The sequence below is a fragment of the Paenibacillus sp. J5C2022 genome, assembly GCF_025567625.1.
Taxonomy (GTDB): Bacteria; Bacillota; Bacilli; order Paenibacillales; family Paenibacillaceae; genus Pristimantibacillus.
The window spans coordinates 20,662-35,734 of sequence record NZ_JAOQJC010000009.1 but is presented as its reverse complement, the minus strand read 5'-3'; the positions used below and the strand labels follow the sequence as shown (position 1 = coordinate 35,734).

Annotated in this window: 7 protein-coding genes; 6 read left to right on the top strand and 1 reads right to left on the bottom strand. The window is 47.0% G+C overall.

Features of this window, described 5'->3' with window-relative positions; genetic code table 11:
* The first annotated feature begins 41 nt into the window (after window positions 1-41).
* The gene (locus M6D81_RS09140; protein WP_262676568.1) at window positions 42-1,427 is read left to right on the top strand and encodes a Glu/Leu/Phe/Val family dehydrogenase; all 1,386 of its coding nucleotides are present in this window, start codon (window positions 42-44) and stop codon (window positions 1,425-1,427) included.
* A 71-nt stretch (window positions 1,428-1,498) separates the two neighbouring features.
* Here the strand turns inward: M6D81_RS09140 and M6D81_RS09135 are convergent, their stop codons facing one another.
* Window positions 1,499-3,841, bottom strand: a complete 2,343-nt coding sequence (locus tag M6D81_RS09135; RefSeq protein WP_262676567.1) for a helix-turn-helix domain-containing protein — start codon at window positions 3,839-3,841, stop codon at window positions 1,499-1,501.
* Between the two features lie 243 nt (window positions 3,842-4,084).
* Between M6D81_RS09135 and M6D81_RS09130 the strand changes: the two genes are divergently transcribed.
* The 5 genes from M6D81_RS09130 (at window position 4,085) to M6D81_RS09110 (ending at window position 14,908) form a co-directional block, all read left to right on the top strand.
* On the top strand, window positions 4,085-5,428 hold the full coding sequence (locus M6D81_RS09130) for a hypothetical protein (RefSeq protein WP_262676566.1): 1,344 nt from the start codon (window positions 4,085-4,087) through the stop codon (window positions 5,426-5,428).
* Window positions 5,429-5,465: 37 nt separating this feature from the next.
* Window positions 5,466-6,431, top strand: coding sequence for an ABC transporter permease (locus M6D81_RS09125; RefSeq protein WP_262676564.1), 966 nt, complete (start codon window positions 5,466-5,468; stop codon window positions 6,429-6,431).
* A 12-nt stretch (window positions 6,432-6,443) separates the two neighbouring features.
* Complete coding sequence (locus M6D81_RS09120) at window positions 6,444-7,334, top strand: carbohydrate ABC transporter permease (RefSeq protein WP_262676563.1); 891 nt, start codon at window positions 6,444-6,446, stop codon at window positions 7,332-7,334.
* Between the two features lie 134 nt (window positions 7,335-7,468).
* Complete coding sequence (locus M6D81_RS09115) at window positions 7,469-9,106, top strand: extracellular solute-binding protein (protein ID WP_262676562.1); 1,638 nt, start codon at window positions 7,469-7,471, stop codon at window positions 9,104-9,106.
* An 87-nt stretch (window positions 9,107-9,193) separates the two neighbouring features.
* Entirely contained in the window at window positions 9,194-14,908 is a 5,715-nt protein-coding gene (locus M6D81_RS09110) for a chitinase N-terminal domain-containing protein (protein ID WP_262676561.1), read from the top strand.
* The last annotated feature ends 165 nt before the right edge of the window (window positions 14,909-15,073 follow it).

The following is a 15,073-nucleotide window of genomic DNA, read 5'->3' as shown; positions in this document are numbered from 1 at the left end:
AGCGATGATATCGATCATACGATAAGGAGATATTCCTGTTGATGGAAACGCAAACAGATGAAATTATTAGGCAGTCACTGCAAGCGCTTGGCGATACGCCAGCCTTTCTGCCGGATGTTGCCGGCAATCAGAGGGAACAAGTCTTTCAATCATTGGCTGCCATTCTGTCTACTCCCAACAAAGTGCACAAAGCATTTCTGCGCATCCCGCTTGAGAATGGCCGTGTAAGACGCATTCCGGCCTACCGTATTCAGCATAACGATACGCTCGGTCCTTATAAAGGCGGCGTTCGCTTTCACGAATCGGTTAATGAAGCGGAAGTAACGAATCTGGCTGCTCTAATGACGTTAAAGAACGCGATCCATGATATTCCGTTCGGCGGCGGCAAAGGCGGCATTATTATCAATCCTCATGACTATACCGCCAAAGAGCTGAATCTGATCTGCAAAAAGTATGTGCAATACTTTAACGACGTGCTGGGCCCGGACAAGGATATCCCCGCTCCCGATATGGGCAGCAGCGAGCGCGAAATGGACTGGATGATGGCGGAATACAAGAGCGTCAATCCAGGCAAGCCTTATCTGGGCAGCTTTACGGGGAAAAGTATTATTAGTGGCGGGTCGTTGGGGCGCAAGGAAGCTACCGGCAAAGGCGTATATTTCGCATTCCGCTATATGCTGCATCAATATGCAAAAGAACAGCGTGAATGGCTGGCTGGCACCGACAACCGCTTCGCCAGATCGTTGCTTGCATTAGCCGATCTGCCCCGACAGCTTTCTGTAGCTGTTCAAGGCTTCGGCAACGTCGGTGCAGTTGCCGCTTTGGAGGCGCATCGCTGCTCCCGTATGAACGGAAAGGTTGTCGCTGTAAGCGACCGCAATATCACGCTGTACAATGCGGAGGGGCTTCCCGTTCCCATCCTGCAGCAGTATTCGGCCCGGCATTGGGGAGATTTGCCCGGGACTGCCGAAGAACTGGCTTCGTTAGACGTAGATGCGCAAATTTTGGAGCGGGAAGCTGTGCTGCATTTGGACGTCGATGTATTGTTCCTGGCTGCGTTGCAGGATCAAGTACGCGACGACAATGTTGATGGGGTGAAGGCTCGATTCATTGTTGAAGGCGCCAATGCGCCAATTACTGGAGGAGCGGATAAGGCACTGGCTGAACGGGACGTCATTGTCATTCCCGACATTCTGGCCAATGCAGGCGGGGTTATCGTCTCTTACTTTGAATGGTTGCAAGACCGAGAGACACAATTCTACCGCGAGGACCAGGTTTACAGCTTGCTATATGACAAAATGAGAGACACCATGAACAACATACTGCCCGCTTACTTCGCCGATGGTCTCACGCTGCGTCAAAATTGCTACAAGCATGCAGTGATGAAGTTGTCTACCGCACTGTATCGCCAAGGGAAGCTATTCTAGCCCGCGAAGCGGCCTGTCCTGTCAAAGGAGCAGGCCGCTTCGCTGTGGACGGCCGCGCTCCCTCGCTTGCATCAGCCTAATGTTTTCACTTTGGCGGTGAGACGGTATTCAGATGGCGTTACACCGTGGTTTCTTTTAAATACGGTATAGAAGTACTTTTTATTTTCCCACCCGACCTTGTCTATGATTTCATCCACGTTGTAGTCGCTTTCCAGCAACAGCTGCTTCGCCTTGTCCATACGTACTTTGGTTATATAATTGGACAACGATTCAGCGGTATGTTCCCGGAACAGCTTGTTCAAGTAAGCCGGAGTCAGATTAATATAATTGGCAATAACTTGCGGAGACAAGTTGTTGTCTCGATAATGGATTTCGACATATTTCATGGCGTTCGAGACGATGAGCTCTGTCTTCTCGTTTTTTTGCTTTTGCATTTTCTCGATAATTTGCTTGAACAAAGCCAGGTATTCTTCCTTGATCTCCTCTAATGTCTCCAGCGATTGAATCTTGTTATGGAAAGTAATAAAGTCGATCCCGAAATCAAGAGAGCTGTTCCGCTCAATCGCATTTAACGTATGGAAGACGGAGGAGGTCAACAGCGACAAGTAAAACATCATATTGCTGTACTGATACTTGTACAACTGGCTCATTATGGCGTTGACATGCTGCACAATGATCATCCAGTTCGCGGTTTTAACGCCGTTCAGCAATTCTTCGATCTGGCTGTCGTCGGCATTCATCTCCTCCTGTACAAACTGTCCAGTCTCTTCTTGCTTGATCAGGCAGCCATGGCCGTACACCATTCTGTAATTGGATATGAGCAGCGCTTGCTTATACATAGACGACAGCTGATGAATATCGGATATCGGTTCGGTGATTGCAGCGGATATCGTTAATCCGCTGTATTGTTCATATTGCTGCTGTATTTGTTGTGTAAGCGTATCCAATTCCCCCGAAGCTCCGCTTTCACTTTCTTCGCGTCCCTTCACATTAACCAGCACAACGACGTGATCTCCTCCCATATCGACCGCATCGGACGCAACATACGGACGAAGAACTTCATTGGAAATGTTCAATAGCGCGTATTTCAATAACGAGCGATCCGTTTCGGAATATTGGGCGCAGAAGGAATGGTACCGGTCCAGTCGCAGCAAAATGGCGGCAAGCGGTTCCTCCGGCTGGACATTGACATTGAACACTTTAAACTGCTTCTCTTGGCCGCTCGTTGCACCGGTTTCGCTGGAGAGGATCTTTTTCAAAAAAATTTGATTGATCTGAAACATATGCTCCTTCTTGAACGCCTCCAATGATTCCAGCTTATGGTGAGTAAAAGATAATGATTGAGAAATATACTCCAGCTCATTGCCTGCCTTGCCGTCTGACAGGCTTGGATTGGTCTTGCCGGTTAATGCGCCGACCTGCTTCCGCAATGTAGCAATGGGCGAATACAGTCTTCTTGCTAACAGGAAGGTAGCGAGCAAGCCTATGGCCAGAACGATTGACGTAATGGTCAGCGTGATGGTGCGAACCTTCTGAATCGCACTTGCGACATAGGAATATGGCGTAACGCTAATCATCTTCCATTCCGGATACTCGTAGGAAGCATACGTCACAACAGATGGCACGCCATCCACTTCGGCCATGAAATAACCGGAGGGCTGCCCGGATGCCATTACGCTCTGCACATATGGCTTGTCGGACAAATCCTGCAGGAACAAGTCGTTGTCCGAATGCCCGATGACCTGACCGGCAGGATCGATAATCATCATATTGTTCCCGTTCAAGGAAGGCGATTCGGCATAGGAGAGCAACGTATTGAAGAGCCACTCTACCTGGACGTTCAGAATGAGAGCGCTTCTAATTTTCGAGCCGTTGTTGGAGTATTTCGGATACACATATGTGTACGTGTGAATAAGCTGCTGTGAATCCCATTCGGTATAGGGCATTTTTCTAGGAAGCGGCGTGAACGCATGAAAACCCGGCTTGGCCAGCAATTGTTCGATTTCCCGATCGTAGAAGGAGCCTTGGCGAATGGTAGGATTGGGTCCAATGGTATAATATGTGCTCGTTTCTCCATTGTAAATGTAGGCAGAGACCAGAAATGGTGTGCTGGACAAGGAGGCGTCCAATACTTCGATGTTATTTAAAACTTCAATCATGGGGATATCGTTCTCATACATCAGCTCTGTCGCTTCAGGGCTGTTCGTCGTGTATACCGCGAAGTTTTCAACATAGGCGTTCACCTGCATGGCATGTTCAAATACATGATTCATCAGCTTTTCGTTGGAAGAATTAAGCAACTCCAGCTGAATATTTCGAAAACTGAAATAAAGAAACAAGGTTAGAATCAGCACAATAATCGTCGTGAACAAAGTGATTTGAATAAACAGACCGTGTAGATAGCTTTTTTTCATGTCCCGATCAACCTCTGCTCGTAGAATGTACATCAATTGCGGCGCAATGTATGTTTTATTGTCGGGCACAGGCCTGATCAGTGTCAATCTTTTTTGAGTACAATCGTTTAAATCTGACTATTTCACGAATTTTAAACCTGCCATTGAGACAAAAAAGCGTTTTTTTTGCCTATACGGACAGCAAGTACTCCATTAATCTTAAGCCAGACAACTAATCAAGATTTGCGAGGAGGATATCTGAAGATGCAGTTCGCTGTTTCAAAAATGGTGATTACTCCGAACGAGCCTGTGTATATGGCCGGCTTCGGAAACAGAACGGAGAAAAGTACAGGTGTTCACGATGATATCTATGCGAAAGCCGTATTGCTCGTAGCCAATCAGCCGTTGCTACTATTGACGCTGGATATGCTTGGCGGAGATCGAAGCTTTATTCATGGCATTAAAGAAACGCTGTATGCATTATTCGAACTGAAAGCGGAGCAAATTTTAATTAATTTCTCTCATACTCACGGTTCGGTCTATGCGACGGGGGAGCATTATCCGGAGCTTCGAAAGGGACGTTACAGTATGGGGAACGGAGTCGGCATTGATCTGGATATTCACAATCCCGATCACTACTCGGAAGATATTGCCTACTACCATATGTTAAAAGAAACGCTGGTTGGTCTTGTCCGGAAATGTTACGAGGGGCTGGAAGAGGGCGAGTTGCAGCTGGCTGTCGGGACAACTGAACTGTCGGTTAGCAGGAGACTGCCTACGGATAACGGCATTCAATGGGCGCCGAACTTCGCCGAGGAGATTGACAAGGAACTGACAGTGATGAAGCTGATCAATGCAGAGGGCAAGCTGCGCGGTATTCTGTTCAGCCATGGCTGTCATCCGACATCGATGAATAATCGGGAGATATCCGCTGAATTCGTCGGTCACGCGTGCGTATGTCTCGAGAAGCAATATGAAGGGGCCACAGCCATATTCCTGCAGGGCTGCGGTGCAGAAATCAAGCCGGTGGCAAGTGTGGATGGCACGGTATTCAAGCTATGTACGTTCGAAGAAATGGAGCTGGCAGGACAAACCTTCGCGCTGGAAGTTTCCGATATGATCGCTCATGCCGATTTCCGAACGATAGAACCCAGTTTCCAGACCAAATTATTGGATGTCTTGCTCTATACCGAGGAAGCGAATATTGCAGATTATGAGAGAGAATTGAATGATCCCGATGTTCATGAAGTGAAGAAAGATATCTTGCGCCAATTAATCCATTGGATTCAAACCGGGACAGCCAAAGAGCGGCTTCCAATGTATATCGCGATATGGCAGCTGGATGACACGACAAGGCTGGTTGCGCTGGAAGGAGAAATATCGACAAAGTATTCGTTAATGATCAAGCAATTACTGAGGAACTATACCACCATTGTATTGGGCTACAGCAATGGGGTGTCCACTTACATCTCCACTCGAAAAATGATTGCCGAGGGCGGCTATGAAGCAGACCGCGCGCCGAAAGCGCACAAGTTCCGCGCTTCATTCATTCCGGAAATCGAAGATATTATCATCGGAAGTATTGCGAAGGCAGAATGGATCGATTGATGGATTGAGAGGATGAAAGAGAGGAGTTATCGCGCATATGTCCAACACAACTGTGCCGCCTACGGCCATTACACCTGATAAGTCGAACATGACTAGAAAGCGTCGTCTGATGAAAACGGTTTATCGTCAACGCTGGTATTATGTCATGCTGCTGCCCGGGGTGCTGTATTTTATTATTTATCACTATTTGCCGATGGGCGGAGCAATGATTGCTTTTAAAGATTACAACTTGATGAAAGGAATTTGGGGCAGCCCATGGGCCGGCTTCAAGCATTTCGAGACGATCTTCTCTACTCCGGAAATATCCCGGACGATTAAAAACACGCTTATATTGAGCGTATACAGAATTGTCTTCGGCATGTTTCCCGACGTTATATTCGCCATTATACTCAATGAAATTCGCGTGCAATGGTTCAAGCGAACGGTACAGACCATTTCGTATGGCCCGCACTTTTTATCATGGGTGATTGTGTACGCCTTGGCGTTTGCTTTCATGGCTCCAGGCTCCGGGCTCATTAACAACTGGATTACACAAGGCGGAGGTCAAGCGATCGACTTTCTGACGGCGAAGGAGTATTTCCGTACCATTCTGATATCGACAGATTTGTGGAAAAGCACCGGGTACGGGGCCATTATTTATTTGGCTTCACTATCCGCTATCGATCCTCATCTGTATGAAGCTTCCGTTGTGGACGGAGCAAGCCGCTGGCGTCAAATCTGGCATATTACGCTGCCTGGCATTCGCAATGTATTCATCGTGCTGCTCATTATCCGTATCGGTCATATTATGGACGCCGGCTTCGAACAAGTGTACATCTTCCTCAATGCGAGAGTATATGAAACCGGAGATATTATTGATACCTGGGTATTCCGGCGAGGGCTGGAAAATCTGGAGTTCAGTCTGGCAACAGCCGTCGGTTTATTCAAAGGCGCCATTGGCCTGATTCTGGTCATCGGAGCGAATAAACTGGCCAAACGAGTTAGCGGATCAGGGATATGGTAGAGGAGGAGTAACATGTCATTCGTGCTTCATAAAACAAAAAGCGATCGCGTTATCGATACATTCTTGTATATATTCCTTACTTTGTTCGGACTGGCCACATTATTCCCGATCTATTACGTGTTTGTCATGTCCGTCACGCCAATTGAAGTCGTATTGCAGAAAGGCGGCTTCGTGCTTTTTCCTACGAAGATTACTTTCGAAGGCTTTGCCGCCATCTTTGCAAGCAAAGTGCTGCCCCAAGCTTTGAAAATAACAGTCATTGTAACAATTGTAGGCACAGCCTTCAATTTGATCGTAACTGCTTTAACCGCTTATCCACTATCCAGAAAACAATTGCCAGGAAAAAATATAGTATTATTCCTGATCGTGTTCACGATGTTATTCTCAGGCGGATTAATCCCGCTATATTTGACTGTGAATGCAACCGGATTGATGGATACGATTTGGGCGCTGCTCATTCCGGGACTTATCACTGCTTTTAATGTGCTCATTATGAAAACCTTTTTCGATAATTTGCCGGATGATCTGGAAGAAGCTGCTAAAGTGGATGGCAGCGGCGAATTTACTACACTGTTTCGCATTATTCTGCCGCTCTCAAAACCGATCATGGCAACATTGGGGCTATTCTATGGCGTAAACCACTGGAATACGTATTTCGCCGGCATCATGTACATTAACAATCAGGATTTAAAGCCAATCCAGGTTGTCTTAAGAAATATGCTGCAAGCGCAAAATGTCAGCCAGGAATTGATGGTGCAAAATCCGGCTCTAGTGCAGCAGCTGCCGCCGGAAACGATGAAAATGGCTGCCGTCGTCGTAACCATCGTTCCTGTTATTGCAGTATACCCCTTCTTGCAGAAGTATTTTGTGAAAGGCTTCTTACTTGGGTCTGTGAAGGGATAAGAATAGTTGCCAAATTTATATCGCAATGGCGATTGCCATGATGCTAAGGAGGTGAGGCCTGGCAAGGAGACAAGCAAGGCCGGAAGATGCAATAATAAACAGGTGTATTCATTTACAAAAGGGAGGCAGAACAAATGAAAAGCAGATGGAAATCGATGTTATTGGCAGGGATGACGCTGGCCCTGTTACTAAGTGCTTGCTCGAATGCGCCGGCAAACAATGGTTCGGAAGGCGGAACGCCAAGCGCCAGCGCTCCAGCGAACAAGACGACTGGCGAAGAGCCAAGCAGTGAAGATAAAAAAGAGCATTTGACATTGGAATGGTTCACTTTCGTGAAACAAGCGACAAGCAATTTGCCTGACGCAAGCGAAGACTTTGTCAAGCAGGCGATTGAAGAAAAATTCAATGTTACTTTAAATATGACTTATATGCCAGCAGGAGCAGATTACAAGAACAGGCTGAATCTGTTGCTGGCAGGCAAAGATGTGCCGGATATGTTCTACATTGATGGACGCACATCGCTAGAATATATTATACAGGGTTTGACCGCGGACATGACGCCGTTCGTTTCTCCTGAAACAATGCCGAATTATTTCAAGTGGGTCACACAGGAAGAACTGAACCGCTATCAGGTGGAAGGCGTATTTGAAAGAGCGCCTATTCCATTCTCAAGAAAAGTTTACCGTTCCTATTATATTCGTCAAGACTGGCTCGACAATCTTGGTCTAGATGTACCAACCTCTTATGAGGAATTGACCAGCGTGTTGAAAGCCTTTACAACAGACGATCCGGACCGCAATAACAAAAACGATACTTACGGCTTCTCGGCATCCTCCGGAGGCACCGGGCTTCCGTATGACTTCCCACAGTGGTATAACAACGGGTTGTTCCACGGTTCGTTTGTAGGCAAGGATGATCAGGTTTTTCACGATAATGCTTCCGATCCATTAGTAGGTAAAATTGTAGATGAAGTATTAGAGTGGATAGACGCTGGCATTGTTGATCCCGATTGGTTCCTGAACAAGGGCTTGGCAAATGTAGACAAAGCTGCCCAAGGTAAGGTTGGTGTTGTCGTTGGAAATACAAGAGACTTTGCCTTTGATTCCAATGCAAACAGCTTGCAAGTCAGAACGAAAAGTGTTATTCCTGAGGCGGAATGGGTGCCATTCAACCCGATTCCCGACAAGCCAATGTGGAGAGAAGGAGCGCCGGGAAGTCCGTTTCTATTCTCCAAAACTGTAGCCGATAATGAACCGGAGAAAATTAAACGCACGGTTGAAATATTGGACTGGCTGGCAAGCGAAGAAGGATTCCTGATGGCTCAGTATGGCCTCGAAGGAAAGCATTATACACGTGATGGAAATAAGATCACATTGAATCAGGAAGCCTATCAAAAAGATGTTATGGATAAAGGGAATTTCCTTGACGTATACCAATTTTTCACTGCAGGAGATCCTGAAGTGCTAGGTTTGGAAATCATCGAGCCAAGCATGAGTGATCGCGATCGGGAAATTGTCGCTACAATTGCATCCTATCTTCATGACAACCACTATAAAGGGGTTAACGTAAGCCCTCCGGCAGGCTTCAATCTGGCTGATTTCCGGGCCAAGATGTATGAGTACCAGCAGAAGATGATATTCGACGATAAATCAGGCAGCAATTGGCCGCAATATCGTAAAGAAATCATGACCACCTATGGCGGGCATGAAAACTTCCAAGGTTACGTCGAACAAATTCGCGCGGCAGGTTATGAAGTAAAGGATTTTGAGTAAGCAGCAGCCTCGACAGCAACGCCTCCCGCATCATCTTGCGGGGGGTTTGAACTATCGCAGATCAATATTTGGGAGGTAATGAATGCCATGACTCAACCCTTCATGTGGAACAAAACAGTTGTATGGTCGCTTGTTTTCAGTTTGATTTTTAGTATGGTTGTTTTATGTCCCGAACCGAGCGCGGCGCAGTCCGCTGAATATAGGTACGAATTTAAAAATGTTGGCTTGGATGGGGAGACGGGTATTCCGGAACAATTTGTATTAACCGGCGCTCCGTCCACCACGCGTCCTCGAGTGATTAAAACAGGCTATGGCGTACGGCTGGAGACACACCCATTTAATGCAAACAACAATCGTTCATTTCATATTCCGGTGCCGGCATCCGGTACCTATCAGGTGTCGTTCAGCGGCTTTCGGGATAAAGTGGGCGGGTTAAGCAAACTGGAAATTGATGATATATTCGTAGGAAATTACGATTTTAACGCAGAATCCAATCAGGCAGGCCCAATCGTTGAATTGAATGCAATAAATCTCACGGGAGGAACGCATACGCTTAAGCTCACCACGATTAGCGAGTCGTCTTCAACCCCCTATATGTATCCTACCCAGCTTATCTTGCGCAAGGTACCTTCAGAGGATGCAGTGCTTGACAGGGTTGAATTAACGATGAACAGGGAAACCGTATTGCTTGGGGGAACAGCAGACCTGCAAGCAACAGGAATTCTTGACGATGGAATGGAGATTAATCTGAACAATTCACAATTGCAATTCAGTAGTGACGATCCTTCTATTGCCCTTGTCTCCGCAACCGGAAAAATACGCGGTACAGGCTTAGGCACCACTACAATAAGAGTGTCAGCAACATTCAGGGGGGGAGTAAAGGAAGCCGCGCTGTCTATTCGGACAACAGATGATATTGCTATTTATACAGAGAAATGGGGTTTGATCACTGAAGCTGAAGAAGCGCCGCTAATTGATGGATTACTTGATGATAACATTTGGAGCAATGTTCAAGGTCTGCAGAACTTTGTTACCGCCTATCATAATGTCCCGGTCAGCAATAGCGCAGAAGTAAAGCTCGCCTTTAATCAAAGTCGCCTATTTATTGCAATAAGCCAGTTTGATCCGGATGAGACATTGGCTAACTTCGAACTATTTCTAAGTCCCTCTTCTTCTGCAGAATCCATTTTTAGAATTCCTGTAAAAATAGCACCGTCCGATCCGAACTATAACAACATCTTTGCGGGAGCAAGTACGATTGCTCCAAGTTCGAGCCAGCACAAAATAGTACGAGATCATAATACCGTTACCGTTGAACTGTCCCTTCCGCTTTCATTGTTCGGAATTTCAGAAATAACGCATGGTGAGGAATGGCGCTTCAATCTGCTGACACAGCATAAAATGTATGCGCTACCAACGGGCTCCTGGCTTCCGTTCCGTACATCAAGTGTGCATTTCGGTGAGAGTAATGTAAGTAATTTCTATGCCGATATCGTGAATGAAGGAAGGCTTGGATCAATCTTTACCGGACAGCTGCCGGACTTGTCCCAACCATGGCAGCCGGAAGAAGTACATTTGAAATATACCGGCTATAATGAAAAACAGCTTGTATTCAAAGAATTGACCATTAATCCGAATTCTGTTCAATTATTGTGGAAAGAACCAAATGGTATATGGGAAGCGATAGAGCAACCACAAATAAACAGCAATCAAGGTTACGTGGAGATCAGCTTCCAGCATCCTGATCCCAAGAAGAATGGCTTATACCAGTTACAGATTAAAGCACAGGATGAAGAGGCTGTTGCCTATAGTTCCATCGTTTCTTTTGATCGACATGCATTGATACAGGCGGGCGACGCTCAATATAACCTGCCGCTTGCGCCTGATGAGATTGAACATGTGGAATTGACTTCTCCTTCCGCTGAGGTGCAAACATTGCTGGAACTGATTCCGGAGCAAACCGGGTTTATATTTTCGGGACTTCCGGACCAACCTCATCTGAAGCCTTCAACAAATCTATTCAACTGGAGTCCGGAGCAGCCGGATGTGTTGACATCGTCACACAGCAGCTTGACATATCCTAATGATCTGTACCCGGAGGATAAGCAAATTCGAGTGCAAAATCGTTTAGGCGAATGGGTGGAGTATCCCTACTATGAAGATGCGCAAGGCAATCAATACTTCGTTTCTGCCCATCGGTGGTATAAACAAAGAGAATATGCCGTTAAACAAGTTAAGCGTATCGCGATAGAAGACCCGCTCGGCGCGGCTCGATTATTGTATCGGTTCGCTCAAGTCTATGAAGGGTATGTTCCGACCAACGACTATCTTTGGAAAAATAATCTGATGCCTCTCGAATCAGGTCCTCCCTATCATTGGTGGGGCGGTATGTGGAATCGGTGGGCTGCGTCTGAACTTTTAAATGTAGGATTTCTGGCGGACGCCTATCGCATTGTCAATCAAACCGATGCATTTGAAGTATTAAGCGCCGAGATTAATGAAGATGCTAGAAGCAAAATTGTCCATGATATGTTCGAACCTTCCGTTGAGTTTTATAGAACGTTTCCACTTCTTTATCACAATATGGAGTATAATAACGCACTTGGTTTGATTGCACTGGGCAAGGCGCTGAATGAGCCAAGCTATATTCACGAAGCGGTAGAATGGGCTGAACATTTTGTGATGAGTACTTATCTGTTTGATGGTTTTTTCAAAGAAACCACATTATCCTATCACAATCAATCCACCAACGGAATCCATGCTGTAGCCAATGAATTGAATGGTTGGACAGACCCGGAAGGCTACATCTCTCCGCGAACAGGGACGAGATACGATCAGCTTGATCTAATGGCGAATCTGACAGCGTTAAAGAAGGCAACTGAAATTCCAACGAAGCTGATCTATCCTGATGGAAAATATTTTCCTACACACGATACTTGGGCTGCCGAGAAATCGCACCGCCCTGATTTGAACGCTGGTTCGTTCCTGCTTCCTGCCACCGGTCTGGCCAGACTGGCGAGAGGAACTGTGCCTGTGGAAGCCGATCAAACATTCGGCATCGTGTATAACTTCGCTAATCTGGATAGAGTGATGGAAACCGTAGCTTCCCGGCTGTTCCCGGACAGCGGGACATTGCAGCTGGAATCGATAGCAGTGGGCGATGAGGTGGCTTATGAATTTTTTGTACCTGAAGCGGACAACTATACGATTGAGTTAAAGCCATTTCGGGCCGGCAGTTATGGGCGCTACACTGCTTCAATTGACAGCTATGAGCTAAGCGAAGTGGAGTTTTATAGTCCGCCCGGCGAAGAACGCGGTGTGGGAGAATTTGAACAACTTGGCAATATGCAGCTGACAGCAGGGAATCATGTCATTTCTTTTAAGGGAGTAGGGAAAGATCCTGCTTCAACAAATTACAAAATGGGCATTATCCAACTTGCTCTGTTGAACGAGGAAGACTTGCAGCAGCGTGAAAATGCGAGTGAAGAAGTTCCGGAGGCTCAAGCGGAACCAATGCAGCTTTATACAGCATTCCAAACAAAATACGGACATCATCATCATGATGCGCTCAATTTAAGCTTGTATGCCAAAGAACAGGAATTGCTTCCGGACATCGGATATACCCACAGCTTGCATCGGCAGTGGACAAGGTCGACATTGGGTCATAATACCGTAGTCGTCGACAGTATGGACGCTTCATCTTCCGGTCAAGCGATTCATGGCGGAAATATTGATTCATTCATAGATAATTCCGATGGTGTTCAATTGTTGCGAGCAAGCCAGCTGACTGCTTATAACCAGACGGATGAGTACAGCCGTGAGCCATGGCTAATACCATTCCTGGGAGATCTAGACGATCAAGGCGGCTATGTGCTTGACTTGTTCCGGGTTTATGGCGGCAATCGCCATGAATATACGCTGCAAGGCGATGCGAACCGTGATGCCGAGTTTGAATCGGATTTGAACTTCGCTGCGTATGGCCCGTATTTGCTGCCGGCAGGCGTGAATGTGCAAGAAGCCACGATTGAAGATGACAAAGGAAGTGCCGAAGGTCATTATTATGGCTATATTGGCGTACGCGATGTGCAGCGGACTACGCTGGAAGACGAGCAGTATGAGTTGACATTGTCTACAAAGCAAGGCAATGAACAGCTTGCCAAATTAAAAATTACTGGATTGCTGGAGTCCGGTGCCGCCAATCAATTATTTATCGGCAAATCGCCATCGGTGAAAGCTACACGTACGCTAGGTACATCCATGGATAACAACAATGAAGCCGTCAAATACTTTATGCCGAAAATGGTGCTGAGACGCGAAGGCGTAAACCTGCAAAGCAACTTTGTTCATGTTATGGAACCGTACGCCGCAGATGAGCAGCCACTAATTGAACAGATTGTAAAATTGGAACCAGCTGCTGGGCAACCCGGCGATATTGCTGTCGCCGTTTCTTATGGAAATGTCACTGACATTATTCTAAGCTCGCTCAACCCTGATGAACCATTAATTGTGGATGATATGAAGCTGGTCGGCAAGATGGGACTCATTCGGATGAAAGACGGTGTCGTAATAGACATGCAATTGTTCGGTGGAACACTGCTGCAGAAAGGGGCCGAGCAATTGATTGGCCCAGGTTCTGCTACAGGCCAACTTACGGAAGTATTGCGCTTGGCCGATGGGGACGGCGTGAACGGATTTCTGACTGCCTCATCTGTATCTGCCGATATGATCGGTCAGACTGTTGTAGTTACTCATCCCGACGGCAAGACACATGGCTATCCGATTAAAGATGTTAGAATACAAGGGGAGTATACATTAATCGAGTTGGATCAGATGGATCCCGGCTTCACCATTCATCAAGACGGAACGGCTGAGCTGTTGTTTACGCCGTTCACGAAATGGTCTGGCAGCCACAGCTTTCAAATTGAAAACCATATCTCGTTGGCAGATATGGGCTTGAAATCGATTGAAATAAACGGATTGCATTCACCGCTGCTCGCGGGTAGCTCTGGCCAGATCGCGGTGGAAGCGATATATGGAGACGGCACCAGGGAAAATGTGAGCGGGCATGCCGTTTATTCAAGCTCGGACGACAGCGTGGCAGAAGTGCTGGCCGACGGCGTGATCATGTACAAGGAAGCTGGAACAACGGTCATCGGCGCAACATACGGCTCACTCCAGGCCGAGCCGCTCACGATTGAAGTGACCGGTACGGCGGCGAGTACAGGTGCGCCGGGCAAGCCGACACTGTCCGGCAACAACGGCCATGACACCGGCTTGCGCGACGGCGACTACACGGTGACGATGAACATGTGGTGGGGCAATAATGGCTCTGTATACCGCCTGTACGAGAATGATGTGCTGATCGATACGAAGCTGCTAAGCGACGATTCACCTGGGGCGCAAACTGAGGAGACCGCGATCAGCAGCCGGGGGAACGGCGTCTACACGTATCGTGCAGAGCTGATCAACGGGTACGGCGTGACGACGAGCGATCCGATTAGTATCACAGTGACTGACGCAGCGCCGGGTATGCCAGTATTATCGCATGACAATTGGGATGGCGATGGCAACTACCGCGTCACCATGAATATGTGGTGGGGCACAAACGGGACTGCGTATCGTCTGTATGAGAACAATGTGCTAATTGACGAGCAGCCTCTTACTGCGGCAACGCCAGGCGCGCAAAAAGCATGGACGGAGATAAGTGGCCGGGAAGTCGGCACATATGAGTATCGCGTTGAGCTTGTCAATGATGCGGGCACTACTTTCAGTACAGTGCTAAGTGTGACGGTTGCCCAATAACGTGTCGGATTATTCTTCACTCGAAAAGTAATTCGCTAAATTTAAACTTTACTTTTGAATAAATTCATTTATTTTGAGGCTAACATCCTTTCTTTATTTCAGGCTAAAGTAGAGACGTAGTAAGCCGTAGTTACAGCAACGATCTCCTGTATACTCGAGTATACA